This is a genomic window from Calditrichota bacterium (genome assembly GCA_013152715.1).
Lineage (GTDB): Bacteria > Zhuqueibacterota > Zhuqueibacteria > Thermofontimicrobiales > Thermofontimicrobiaceae > 4484-87.
The window spans coordinates 143,247-156,476 of sequence record JAADFU010000094.1; the positions used below are offsets into that span (position 1 = coordinate 143,247).

Annotated in this window: 8 protein-coding genes and 1 tRNA gene; 2 read left to right on the plus strand and 7 right to left on the minus strand. The window is 44.5% G+C overall.

The annotated features are described in order from the left end of the window. Positions 1–99: 99 nt before the first annotated feature. The 4 genes from GXO74_07865 to GXO74_07880 form a co-directional block, all read right to left on the minus strand. A complete protein-coding gene (locus GXO74_07865; protein NOZ61585.1) occupies positions 100–1,026 on the minus strand; it encodes an ROK family protein in 927 nt (308 codons plus the stop codon). Positions 1,027–1,226: 200 nt separating this feature from the next. Then, the gene (locus tag GXO74_07870) at positions 1,227–2,393 is read right to left on the minus strand and encodes a pyridoxal phosphate-dependent aminotransferase (protein ID NOZ61586.1); all 1,167 of its coding nucleotides are present in this window, start codon (positions 2,391–2,393) and stop codon (positions 1,227–1,229) included. A gap of 35 nt (positions 2,394–2,428) precedes the next feature. Further along, positions 2,429–3,514 carry a flavodoxin-dependent (E)-4-hydroxy-3-methylbut-2-enyl-diphosphate synthase gene (gene ispG, locus GXO74_07875; GenBank protein NOZ61587.1) on the minus strand — a complete coding sequence of 362 codons (1,086 nt, stop codon included), beginning with the start codon at positions 3,512–3,514 and terminating at the stop codon, positions 2,429–2,431. Between the two features lie 123 nt (positions 3,515–3,637). Continuing rightward, positions 3,638–4,858 carry a tetratricopeptide repeat protein gene (locus GXO74_07880; protein NOZ61588.1) on the minus strand — a complete coding sequence of 407 codons (1,221 nt, stop codon included), beginning with the start codon at positions 4,856–4,858 and terminating at the stop codon, positions 3,638–3,640. Between the two features lie 105 nt (positions 4,859–4,963). On the opposite strand from GXO74_07880, the gene GXO74_07885 reads away from it, so the two are divergent. After that, a complete protein-coding gene (locus GXO74_07885) occupies positions 4,964–5,320 on the plus strand; it encodes a hypothetical protein (protein ID NOZ61589.1) in 357 nt (118 codons plus the stop codon). Positions 5,321–5,330: 10 nt separating this feature from the next. Next, positions 5,331–6,803 carry an aminotransferase class V-fold PLP-dependent enzyme gene (locus GXO74_07890; GenBank protein NOZ61590.1) on the plus strand — a complete coding sequence of 491 codons (1,473 nt, stop codon included), beginning with the start codon at positions 5,331–5,333 and terminating at the stop codon, positions 6,801–6,803. Between the two features lie 64 nt (positions 6,804–6,867). Here the strand turns inward: GXO74_07890 and GXO74_07895 are convergent, their stop codons facing one another. The 3 genes from GXO74_07895 to GXO74_07905 form a co-directional block, all read right to left on the minus strand. After that, the gene (locus tag GXO74_07895) at positions 6,868–9,288 is read right to left on the minus strand and encodes a S9 family peptidase (protein ID NOZ61591.1); all 2,421 of its coding nucleotides are present in this window, start codon (positions 9,286–9,288) and stop codon (positions 6,868–6,870) included. A gap of 222 nt (positions 9,289–9,510) precedes the next feature. Next, positions 9,511–9,594: transfer RNA gene (locus tag GXO74_07900), tRNA-Leu, on the minus strand. Positions 9,595–9,733: 139 nt separating this feature from the next. Next, positions 9,734–13,219, minus strand: a complete 3,486-nt coding sequence (locus tag GXO74_07905; GenBank protein ID NOZ61592.1) for a T9SS type A sorting domain-containing protein — start codon at positions 13,217–13,219, stop codon at positions 9,734–9,736. Positions 13,220–13,230 lie beyond the last annotated feature (11 nt).

Sequence of the window (13,230 nt, forward strand, 5' to 3'; positions counted from 1 at the left end):
ACCCAAGTCGATATCCACTTTACAAGTGTCGCCGTCATAGACAGAAACGACATGAGCTTTATAAAAATACAAATTTTTTTCCATGATTAACCTTTTGTTTTAGCTGAAAATTAATGCCGCGGCGCCAAGCAGACCGGCACTGTCGCCGAGACTCGTGCGTACGATTTGCAAGTGTCGGCGCGGTTCTTCGTTAATGTGCTGCAAAATATTTTGCGTCACAGAAATCTGGAAAAATTCCCAGGAATTGCTCACCGATCCGCCAATAACCAGCACGTCGGGGTCCAGCACATTAGTGAGAATGGACAGAATTTCACCTAAATTTGAGCCAAATTCGTGGAAAGTGTCAATGGCGGCGCGGTTGTTTTGCTGTGCCAGACGATAAATTTCAATGGCAGTGAGCCGGTCGCCGGTGCGTTTTTTGTAGAGGCGGGAGATTGTGCGCGCCGAGCCGTACTCCTCAAAAATTTTGTCGCCGTAGGGGCTACACCAGATTTCCGCTGCCGTGCCGGTAGCGCCCATGTAGATTTTTTTGTTGAAAACAATGCCAAAACCGAGCCCTGTACCCAAAGTTACGCCACAGACAATGTCTTTACCTTTGCCCACGCCAAAAAATGCCTCGCCTAAAACAAAACAATTGCCATCGTTATTCAATTTAACCGGCAAGCCAGTAGCTTCCTCGACTGCTTTTTTGAGAGGAAAATCATTCATCGTCGGCAAATTGGGCGCTTTAAGAATGATCCCCTTTCTCACGTCCAGCGGTCCGGGGGAGCCAATACCGATTCCTGCAATTTCTTTCTTTGAAATATCCGCTGATTGAATCGCTAATTTTATGCCCTCGTCAATTGTGTTTACGATTTCTTGAGACGGACGCGAGCTTTCCGTCGGCAATGATATTTCCCGTCCTAAAATATCTCCGTCTTCTGTAACTACGCCAAACTTAATTTTGGTTCCACCAAGATCAATTCCGATTACTTTTCTTTCTTCCATTTCTTGCTTTCCATTCACGTTGTCGTATTTTCTGCTCATGGGTGATAATTTCAAATACAAAAATTTGAATCATTGTACAATCATTTCTCCCTTTTTTTTGCCTGTAAAATCCAAACAGTTTTTGAAACTTGAGCGATGAAAACGCGCCGGAGAGTGAAAATTTCTCTCACGAAGCGGCGGTGAATTATTGATAAAATTTTCACAATATACGAAATTTAAACAATTTATGCAATGAAAATTTACACAATTTTTTCAAGTCTGTCGCAAGCATTTTCGATAGTCCGATCATCCATGCAATAGGAAATGCGAAAATATCCGGCTCTGCCAAATCCGACTCCCGGAACAATGAGCACTTTTTCATTTTTGGCGCGCTCTGTGAATGCCAGGTCATCGCCGCCGGGTGCTTTGGGAAACATGTAAAAAGTGCCTTTAGGCTCTTCAATTTCGTAGCCCGCAGCCGTGAGCCGGTCGTAAAGCAATTTTTTCTTTTTCTCATAAAAATCAACATCAACCGTTGTGTCGAGCAACTCAGCAACAGCCAATTGCATTGTTGCTGGCGCGTTGACAAACCCCAGAATGCGCGTGCAGAAAATCAGTCCGTCAACAATTTTTTTCGCATCTTCCATTTCCGGATTGACAGCAATGTAGCCGATGCGGTCTCCCGGAATCGCCAGCGATTTTGACCAGGAATAGACCAAAAAACTGTTGTCGTACATCTGACAAATCGGCGGTACTTCCGTGTCATCATAGACAATTTCACGATAAGGCTCGTCTGAAATGATGTAAATGGGGCGTTTGCACTTTTTCTGTTTTTCGCGCATGAAATCGACAAATTTTTGAATCGTTTCTCTATCGTAAACTTTGCCCGTCGGATTGTTGGGATTGTTGATAATGATGGCTTTGGTTTTTTTGTTCATTTTTTTGTCGATTTTTTCGATGTCGAGATTGAAGTGTTCGTCAGTCTCGGCGATGACGACTTTACCGTGGTGATTGCGAATGTAAAATTGATATTCTGAAAAATAGGGCGCTAAAATGATAACTTCATCGCCCTGGTCCAGCAAAGTCCGCAGGATTACATTGATGCCGCCGCCGGCGCCGCAGCTCATGACCACGTGATTGCCGTTTGTTTTTAGAATATTTTTTCGCGTTAAATAGTCAGCAATTTTTTCTCTGACATCAGGATAGCCGGCATTGGGCATGTAACGATGGAGCCCCGAGTTTGTGCGACGGGAAATCTGCTCTATGATTTTAAAAAATTTTTGCGGTGGCTCGATGATCGGGTTTCCCAGACTTAAATCAAAAACATTTTCGGGTCCATGAATTTTTTTCAGCTCCGCGCCAACCTCAAACATGCGGCGAATCCATGAGCTTTTTTCCATGGCGTGGCTAATGTATTGGGATACCATAGATCGCCCTTTCTTTGATTTTATTCAAAATTTTGTTAAATTTTTTCGATTTCTTCCAGCAAAACTTCAATCACTTTTGATTCGGGAATCGTTTTGATCACCTGTCCCTTTTTGAAAAGCACGACTTTTCCTTTGCCGCCGGCGATACCAATATCTGCTTCACGCGCTTCGCCAGGGCCGTTGACAACGCAACCCATGATGGCGACTGTAACTGGTTTTTTAATGTGTTCTGTTTTGGCTTCAAATTCATCAATAATTTTGAATAAATCATATTCCAGTCTGCCGCAGGTCGGGCAGGAGATCAGTGTTATGCCGCGGCGTTTCAGTTTGAGCGCTTTCAAAATATTCAGACCGGCTTTAATTTCTTCCACCGGGTTGGCGGTGAGAGAGACGCGGATCGTGTCCCCGATGCCCTGCCGCAAAAGAGTTCCTATTCCGATGGCTGACTTTACCAGCCCAATGTCTTTTGTGCCGGCTTCCGTGACACCCAAATGGAGCGGATAATCCGTCAACGCAGCAAATTTTTGATTGGCTTCAATCATCATCAACACATCCGAGGCTTTGAGGGCGACAATTACATTGGAGAAATTGTATTTTTCGCACAACTCGACGTGTCGCATGGCACTTTCGACCATGGCGTCGGCGCAGGGCTGGCTATATTTATCGATCAAATCTTTTTCCAGTGATCCGGCATTGACGCCAATTCTCATGGGAATGGAGTGTTCGTTTGCCTTGTCCAGCACCTGCCGAATTTTTTCTTCGGAACCGATGTTGCCCGGATTAATACGAATTTTATCCGCGCCGGAGGCGATGGATTGCAACGCCAATTTATAATTGAAGTGGATGTCCGCCACGAGAGGAATGTGGATTTGACTTTTGATGCCTGCAATTGCCTGCGCCGCTTTCTCGTTAGGTACGGCGACGCGGACGATGTCGCAGCCAGCTTCTTCCAATTGAAAGATTTGCCGTACCGTAGCAGCGACGTCTGTGGTTTTTGTGTTGGTCATGGACTGAATGGTGATCGGGGAATTGCCGCCAATGGCAATGTTTCCGATTTTTACCTCGCGGGAAATTCGACGTTTTATGTGGAAGGTTTCAGATTGAGAATTTTTTGCGTCCATATACGTTCCTCGGTTTGTTAGAATATAGCAAATTGATTGAAAAAATGCAATAATAATTATTGATTTCTGGGAAAACGTAGAATAAAATTACATAAATTTGTGAGATTGAATAATAAAATTAAGTCAGCGGCCGAGCTTTCGATTCAAACGATGCAATCGGTAATGCAAACTTTCTTTCAGTTGCCGAATTTCAAAGGTCGGGTGCAATTGTTCTTTTATTTCAAGGGAAGATAAAGCGGACGTTACAATCTGATGAGCTTGCACAATGTCCTTTGCGTGATGTTCAAAATATTTGGCGAGTTCTTCGTAGGCTTCGAAAGAAAATGTGCCGGAAGAAATGATCTCACCCCATATCTCCGCTGCTCGCTTTATTTGCCCCATTCGTTTCAGAGAATAGGCGAGCCGAAGCTGCGTTTCCCGCTTTTCAAAGGGAGAAATATTTTCAGCCAGCAGTTGACGGTAAATTTCAATGGCATTTTCCAAATGCCCGTTTTTTTCGTAGTAAGATGCCAGGGAAAAAAGCTCTCGCGAATTTTCAGTTTCTTCCACCGGCGCACGATGCACCTGGTGCAGCCGGGCTGTGAGAGACACCAGTGAGAGGATGTCGATTTTATTGTGATAAAAAACTGGCAACAGAGGCGTGGGGTCGCCGCTGCGCAGATAGCGGAAATAGCGCTCGGGAATTTCCCAGGAAGGAACATCACCGTCACGGCTGACATTGAGCACGGATTTTTCCAGCGAAGAAAGTGAACAGTCAGGTAGGGAATTTTTCCAAACGCGTCTCGCCGCATGGAGCAAGTCCAGATGCACAGGCTCCGCAATGTCGCGCCAGATGCGGTGAAAAATCATCCGGCCTTTCAGCAGAGGCCAGTCGAAACTTTTCCCATTGAAACTGACGAGGCTGTCTTTTTCGGAAATCAATTCAGCGATGACGTGAAGCATGGCGTTTTCCTCTCCCGGATGCCGGAGAAAAAATTGTTTGACGTGGAATTGATTGTCTGCAAAATAGCCAAAGCCAGCGAGAAAAATGTAGGTGCCGCTGCCGCCGGACAGTCCAGTGGTTTCGGTGTCAAAAAATAATGATTTTTCCAAATTCAAATCGATGAGATTGGCGTCTTTGCCCGCTAATTGCAAATAGGAAGACGAAAGTTTCAGCGCCTCGCCAAGGGCAATGTCGCCGTGGACATAATCGCCATCGTATTTGTGGCTGATCACGAAAGCGGACTTGTAATTTTCGCCTGGAATAACCGACTCAATCGGAATCCGCTCCGTCGGAGACTTTTCAGCAGCGAATGGCGTCTTTCCGATCTGATCGATGAATTTTAATTTGTCGCGAATGTTCATAAACACAAGTTAAAAAAAATTTCGGCAAAAGCAATGAAAAATTACTTGTTTTTTACAGAAGTATGTTTTATATTTTCATTCATTCAATAATTCTTTAGGGAACAAATGGCAAAAAAATTTTTGAGCTTTCTTCTGTTAATAGTGTCTCTTTTTTTCTTTGCTTCCTGTCAGCAGCAAAGGCACCAGAAAATAGACGACGACACTTTTGTGCAGATCTACTGCGATGTGGTCACTAACACCGATTTAGTTGAAGCTAATAAAAAACAAGCGTTGATTGACAGCATTTTGCAGCAATATCATGTTAATTATGCTGATTTTCAATATAAGCTTGAATTATTAAAGAAAAATAATGAAGAATGGTACAAAATTTATGATAAAATTGTAAAAGAACTGGAAAAACGGATACAGGAATTGGACGAAAAAAAGTCCCAAAAATCCGGAACAGAATCTCAAAAAAAATGAGGCTGTCACGATGACTGAACTTGAGAAATATTTTCAACCATTTCGAGAAAATACCGTCGGCATCGATCAGCAATTTCCCACGCCGTTCGGCATTAAAAAAATCATTTACGCCGATTGGGTCGCCAGCGGTCGGTTGTATCGTCCCATCGAAGATAAAATCTCCCGCATTTTTGGCCCTTTTGTGGGAAACACTCACACCGAGACCAGCGTGACAGGCACGACAATGACGGCTGCCTACCATTTCGCTCATAACTATATCAAAAAACACGTGAATGCCGGTCCCGAAGATGTGATTATGACGCCGGGCTTTGGCATGACTGCCGCGATCAACAAATTTCAACGCATTTTAGGGTTGCGCGTTCCCGAGCGTTTCAGAAAGAGCATTCAGTTGTCAGAAAAAAAGAGACCTGTCGTTTTTGTGACGCACATGGAGCACCATTCCAATCAAACTTCCTGGCTGGAGACGATTGCCGATGTCGTCGTAATTCCGCCGGATAAAGATGGCTTGGTGGATTTGAATATTGTCGAAGACCACATAAAAAAATACAAAAACCGTGAACAAAAATACGGCGCTTTCACTGCCTGTTCCAACGTAACCGGAATTCAGACGCCGTATCATCAATTGGCGAGTTTGATGCATCAATACGACGGCTGTTGTTTTGTCGATTTCGCGGCCTCTGCGCCTTACGTGGAAATTGATATGCATCCCGACAATCCTCTGGAGCGACTGGATGCTATTTTTTTCTCTCCCCATAAATTTTTAGGAGGCCCCGGCGCTTCCGGCGTGCTCATCTGCAATTCCGAATTTTGTCTCAAAAATAAAATTCCCGATCAACCCGGCGGCGGCACTGTTGACTGGACAAATCCGTGGGGCGGAGTAAAATACATGGACAATATCGAGGCCAGAGAGGACGGCGGTACTCCCGGATTTTTGCAGGCGATGCGGACGGCTCTTGCCATCAAACTTAAAGAAAAAATGAACCCGAAACAGATGCTGGAACGAGAAGAACAGTTGGTTCCGACTGCCTTTCGTGAATTGAGGAAAATTTCGGGGATCAATATTCTGGCTGACAATATTGAACGTCGCTTGGGGATAATCTCATTTTACTTCAAAGATATTCATCACAATCTCATTGTGAAACTGCTCAACGACCGTTTCGGTGTTCAGGTGCGCGGCGGCTGCCTTTGTGCCGGTACTTACGGCCATCTTTTGCTCAACATTACTCCCGAAGAATCCAAGCGCATCACTGATATGATTGACCGCGGTGATTGGTCAGAAAAACCTGGCTGGGTGCGCATGTCCATTCATCCCACAATGACGGACGCAGAATTGATGTACATCATCGATGCGCTGAAAGAGATCGTGAAAAATCACAAAAAATGGGGCGATGAATATTGGTACGATAAACACAACAACGAATTTTACCACAAAAAATTTAAGGATGAAATGAAAGACCGAATTCCAGAATGGTTTGAGTTGTAAAAATTTGGAAGAAATTTAGGAACCAGGTTTCTCAAAGAAACCTGGTTCGTTTGCTCCTAACTGGTTATCTATTCTTAACATACATATCCAGCCACCGATTCATTTCCCAGAGCACATGCAGTACCGATTCCCGGGCGCGATAGCCGTGGCTTTCATGTGGCAGCATCACTAATCGTACAGTTCCGCCGAGACCTTTGAGCGCGTGGTAGAAACGTTTACTTTGTAACGGAAAGGTACCGCTGTTGTTGTCCGCTTCCCCGTGGATGAGCAGAATTGGTTCGTTTATTTTGTCAGCGTGCATAAAAGGCGACATTTTGAAATAAATCTCCGGCGCCTGCCAGAAAGTGCGTTCTTCTGCTTGAAAGCCAAAAGGTGTGAGTGTTCGGTTGTAAGCACCGCTGCGTGCAATTCCGGCGGCAAAAAGATCGGAATGAGCGAGCAGGTTTGCTGTCATGAAAGCGCCGTAAGAGTGCCCGCCGATAGCAATGCGTTTCGGATCGGCGATGCCTCTTTTTACCAATTCATCCACAGCAGCTTTGGCGCTGGCAACTAATTGTTCGACATAAGTGTCGTTTGGCTCTTTGTCGCCTTCGCCGATGATGGGCATTGTTGGTCCGTCTAAAACAGCATAGCCCTGGGTCACCCAGATTGCCGGAGAACTCCAGCCCACGCGAATGAACCGATAGGGTGAACCGCGCATCTGTCCCGCGGCTTTTTTGCTCTTGAATTCCCGCGGGTAAGCCCACATGAAAACCGGCAAACGACCTTGTTCCGGCGAGTAACCTTCCGGCAAGTAAAGCGTGGCCGTTAATTGAACGCCATCACTGCGGGTGTAGGTCAAAATTTCTTTTTGAATATTTTTCAACTGCGGCGTTGGATGAGGGAAATTTGTCAATTGCACCGATTGGTCATTTTTCCAATTATGCAAAAAGTAGTTTGGCGGCGATGTTTTTGATTCGCGACGGGAAATCATGCGGTGGTGTTTGAAATCGGTGATCGTTACCGGGCTTTCGTAGAAGGGTGCTTTTGACCGCCACAGTCTCACAGATTTCAGCGTCTTCAAATTGAGCGCATCCAAAAAAGGTCTGTCTCCCTGGGGTGAAGAACCGCGTCCCACAAAAAAGATGAAATTCTTCTTTTTTTTCAGGACAGCGTGTCCCATTTTATTTCTTTCAAACAAAGGCCTGCCCGGATCGGTGTAACGGTCTTCGTAAGAGCGATCAAATAAAAGGCGTGGTTTTGCTCGCGGATTGTCCGGTTGGATGATCCATGTTTTAGACCATCGCGTTCGCCACCAGCGTTCGTTCACGAGCGCTAATTTTCCGTTCTCCCAGAAAATGCCGTTGAAGCGCAGAGACAATGCGGCGATTTCCGTGGGCGTTTTGTGAAATGGCGCAGCAAGCGAGTAAACTTTGTCTCGGATTTTCACTTTCGCGCGGGGATTGCCGCCATCCTGAGCTTCAATCCAGCAGAGCGTTGCCGGCGCATCTGAACGCCAGTCCACTGATCTCGGACCTGTGCGCACGGCATCAAATCCGATGGCTATTTCTTCAATCAAAGGAATATCAGCTACCTGAAATACCGGTTTTGCAGACAAATCCCAGACTTCAATTTTTTGCGGAAAGCGATACACCGGTACAATGTAAGAATAAGGTCTGTGGACAGAAGAAACCAAGAGATACTTGCCATTCGGAGCCGGATTCACGTCCGAAAAAATTGTCGGTTGTCCCAGAGGCTTGGCATTGCCTTTCAGATCAAAAAGCATCAGTTGAGAAGTCAGGAAGTACTCAAATAATTTTTCATCGTAAGGATTTTTTAATAAATCCTGATACGTCCGCGCCGGTGCTTTTTTGCCAATGTTCTCCTGAACGACAGGCCCTTCGGGAACTTCAGATTTTTGAGACAATTCAAGCCTTTTTTTAGGAACGGTCAGGCAAACTAATTGCTTTGCGTTCGGGAGCCAGAAATAAGCATCGGCATAAGCGTCATTGACAGCAAAGTCTTCGCTTATTTTTCTGGCTCTTTTTGACGATATTTCTACCAGCCAAAGTTCTATTTTGTCTTTTTTTGTCAAAGTAAAGGTAAACTTCTCGTTGTCCGGCGCCCAGTCGATGTTTGTGATGCGGCTATTTTCCGGCAATTCAATTTTCGTTTCTGCCATCGTTTTTAGATTTTTTAAGGTGATGTTGGTGTAGTACCGCGGATGACTCGGTCCGTTGGTACGAGGATTAATTCGAATGCCGGCAATGCGCAGTTCCGGCTGGGCAATTTCTTCGATAGAAGGCAGATTAGGCCGCGAGAGAATGAGCATCCACTCATCGTTCGGACTCAGATTAACCGATGGGGTCGGAGGCGCGTCAACGATTTGCACCAGTTCTTTTGGCGGAAGTTGATATTTAAGATCGATTGAAAAAGAGGGAAAAGAGAAGAAAACTAATACAAATGAAGAGAGCAGCAAAAAAGGGAAGAACTTCTTGAATTTCATCATTAGTTCTCCTTTTGAGTAAAATTGTTTTATTTTGAATTCAATTGGGAAAAATTATTTCATTTTTCAAAATAATATATGATTTTTATTTGGGAAAGTCAAATGAAAAATGGATAGCATTGAAAAATGAGAAAATTTTTAGTTGAAGGGGAAGTTTCGGGCATATTGAAGTTTAAAAAATAAAAAAAGCTAACTCGCTGTTAACGAATTAGCTTTTTTGTGTGCCGAGGGAGGGACTCGAACCCTCATGGAGCAAGCTCCGCTGGATTTTGAGTCCAGTGCGTCTACCAGTTTCACCACCTCGGCAAAGGCTTTAATAATATAAAAAAATTTTGGTGAAAGTCAAGAAAAATTTGCATTAATTTCTTCAAAAAAAAACAAAACCCAGAGCAAAAAGTGACCCTGGATTTTGTCATTTTGGGACGGGAAGGTATTTTTGAAAATTCTATTTAATCATAATCATACGCTGCACTTTGTTGAATTTAATTTCATTTTTGCCATTTCCAGAGTCTATTTTCGCCAGCATACGCACGAAATAGATGCCTGTCTGCGCCGGGAAACCGTATTCATCCAGACCGTTCCATTGCACAATGTAGCGGCCTGTCGGTAGATCTTTTTTGAGCAAGACGCGTACTGTCTGACCTCGAATATTGTAAACGATAACCTGCACTTCTGCTGCTTCCGGAATTTCAAATTTAATTTCAGTGCCGCCGTTGAATGGATTCGGGTAATTTTGATGCAATTGATATTCAGTGATTGGCCCTTCCTCGAACGGATCAGTCAAGTCGTCCGGTGTCTGGGGCAATAGATAGTTTTCGTTCGCAATCAAAACCACGTACATCAAATTCACTTGAGCAACGCCGTTGGCATGATTTGCTCCGAGCGTCACTTTCCCCGGCGGAAATTCTGCGCGCCACAATACCAGCTCATGATTTCCGCCCAATTTAATAGTGTACGGCGTTCGCGTAAATTGAGTCTGCAGCCAGACCGGAACGCCAACCGCATTTTTATCATAGCCAATGTAAACAGTCGCTGAATCGTTCAACTGGAAAGAGATAAAATTGTCGCTTTTTTTATTTGCATCTGCCATGGCAGTGCGAATCCAGAGGCTGCCGCTTAATTGCTGCGGCATATTTGTCACTGTCATCGATGAGTCCACGTAACACTGACTGCCGACATTAACGTAAGCCGGTTCGTATTCAGGAATGGTGATGTCCCCGACCAGCTCCACTGTTTCCGGCTCAAATTCGTATTTAAAGCTTAACGGCGCGATCATATTCGGCGGTGTGGCACGATCGCAAATGTTTCTCACGACAAGCTCATATTCCTGATTTGCCTGGTGCCGTGATGTTCTTAAGAAAATAATTGATTGCGTCGAGTCCAGTTCTGCATCGTTAATCACGACATTCGGCGTAATGGAATAATTCGACAAATTTTTCACCGTTGCACTATCAAGCGGCTCATTGAAGCAAATTTCGACCACGTAAGCATTGAGCAGCGCAAATTCACTGAGCAACGGTGCTTGTGTGTCAACGTAGATGTAAACATAATCCATGCTCACCGCCGCCGCAATGGTATTTGGGTTTTTGGCACAATCGCGAAGGTTGTTCACGGATACCGTGTAAGTTTCTCCGCTCACGTGTTTCGTGGTGGACAGCGTGACTTTGAGTTGGTTTTCGCTCAGGGCAGCGCTTTTGACGACAATGCCTTTGTTGATTTGATAATTGCGAATGTCTTCAGCGCTGGCTTTGTCAATTTTTTCAGAAAATCGAATTTGAACTGTCGTGTCGGACAATGCTTTTACTTCAACTAATGCGGGCGGCGTCTTGTCCACATATTCGTACACAAATTTCGTGTTCGCTGGGATGATATTTGGATTCAGCGCGCGATCTTTAATATTCTTCACAACCAAAGTGTAGGTGTCTTCTTCGTGCGGTGTAGTCAGGATTTGTACTACCTTCCCATTGGCACTCAAGGAGATCGAGAGAATACTCATGCCCGCTGTCTGATCTTTTGTTACTTTAAATTTGTTTTTCGGATTTTTGGGCTTTTTGAGCTTGATTCCATCGTCATGTGTTTGACCAATCGCAGCGACAAAGTTTGCTCCTGTTTGCGGTGCTCTGCCTGGCAGAATTCCCCGATAGATTTCATAATTTTCCGGTTCGATGGCAGTATTTTCATCCACGGCTTCGTTGAAGTTGATGATTAATCGCGACGAGACCGGCATTTCAACCGATTCAATTTTTGGTGGAAAAGTATCCACGTAACTGTACTCTCGAACGATGGGAGAGGGTAGAACGTTCGGAGTTTTCGCACAATCTTTCAGCCCTGAAATTGTTAGCTGGTAGATGCCTTCCTCGTGCTCGCTCGTTTTCAAATACAAAATCCATTGATTTGCTCCAAAATAAACCGAATCAACGTGCACGTTACCTGAAATCGAATAATTCTCTTTCATTTCCGCCGAGGTCGAATCGACACTTTCGCTGAACGTTAGTTTTAACAGATTAGCATCTGCGATTTCAATGTTGAATAGCTCCACTGGTTTCGTGTCAACATATTCGTAGTTGTAACTCAAACTGTCGACAATGAAATTGGGCGTTTTTGCCTGATCCGCGATATTTTTAACAACCAATTGATAGCTGCCTTCGCCATGCTTCTGCGTGTGCAACGCTACTGTTTTTTCGTCAGCTAACAAAGTGACTTGGTGAATGTCAATTGGCGGTTCAATGGAATAATTTTTAGCCGTTTCAGCCGACTCGTGTTGCAGCTTTTCATTAAAATAAATTGTCAGCAAAGTATCATCAACAACGCTTACCGAATCGATTTTTGGCGGCGTCCGATCGACGTACTGATACACGAAATAGGTATGCGGTTTGATCGTATTCGGTGTTTCGGCGCGGTCTTGAATATTGTCGACGACCAGGATGTAAGTTCCCGGGTTGTGCGTACTCGTGGTCAAATGTACTGTTACTAGATCTGTGTCAAGCACTGCTTCTGAAATTTGAATCCCGTTATTGATTTTGAAATTTGCTGTGTCTTCTGCCGTCTCTCTATAAACTGGTTCGCTGAAAATGACATTGACAAGATTCTCAATTGGCGCATTGACGGCAGTAATTTCCGGTGGGGTAATATCAACATATTCGTAATTCACGCTAATTGGAGTCGTTAAGGCATTCGGCGTTTTAGCGCGGTCTTTCACATTGCTGATTGTCAATGTATAGAATCCGGGCACATGCTTTGAAGTGAAAATTTTAACATGTGCAAAATCAGCGCCGTATTTCAGCGAATCTATTTGAACACCACCATTGATGGAATAATTTGCTGCGTCGAGTCCGGTAACCGAATCGACCGGCTCGCTAAAGTAAACATCGACGCGATAATCAACCAGGGCTTCAGCTTTCACCACCGAAGGGGGAGTCCGATCCACGTAAACGTAGTTCGCTGTCGTATTTTCTCTGATAGAATTAGGATTATTTGCCCGGTCTTTGATGTTCGAAACTGTGAGTGTGTATTTCTGTTCCTTGTGTTTAGAAGTTTTCAAATGCACGGTGAGCAAATCACTATCCAATATTGCAGAAAAAATTTCTATGCTATCGGAGATAGAATAATTTTCGATATTTTCTGCAGATGTTTTTTCCATTGGCTCACTGAAGGTTACGTCCACAGAGTCTTCAAACAGCGCCTGAACAGAAACAATGAAAGGTCGCGTCAAATCAGTGTATTCGTATTGAAAAGTCGAATTCGGGGCGATAGTGTTCGGATTATTGGCGCGGTCTTTGACGTTGGAGACTGTCAGCGTGTACTGTTGCTCACTGTGTTTGGAAGTTTTCAGATGCACCGTGACTAAATCCGCGTCCAGCACAGCAGATTCGATCGTAATGCCGCCGGAGATCGAGTAATTGGACACATTTTCAGCGGACGCTTTTCCCACCGGCTCGCTGA

Bases quoted from the DNA above. Each gene is read 5' to 3' on its own strand.
- ispG (NOZ61587.1), bottom strand. From the start codon at position 3,514: ATGGACGCAAAAAATTCTCAATCTGAAACCTTCCACATAAAACGTCGA.
- GXO74_07880 (NOZ61588.1), bottom strand. From the start codon at position 4,858: ATGAACATTCGCGACAAATTAAAATTCATCGATCAGATCGGAAAGACG.
- GXO74_07895 (NOZ61591.1), bottom strand. From the start codon at position 9,288: ATGAAATTCAAGAAGTTCTTCCCTTTTTTGCTGCTCTCTTCATTTGTA.
- GXO74_07885 (NOZ61589.1), top strand. From the start codon at position 4,964: ATGGCAAAAAAATTTTTGAGCTTTCTTCTGTTAATAGTGTCTCTTTTT.
- GXO74_07890 (NOZ61590.1), top strand. From the start codon at position 5,331: ATGACTGAACTTGAGAAATATTTTCAACCATTTCGAGAAAATACCGTC.
- GXO74_07870 (NOZ61586.1), bottom strand. From the start codon at position 2,393: ATGGTATCCCAATACATTAGCCACGCCATGGAAAAAAGCTCATGGATT.
- GXO74_07865 (NOZ61585.1), bottom strand. From the start codon at position 1,026: ATGAGCAGAAAATACGACAACGTGAATGGAAAGCAAGAAATGGAAGAA.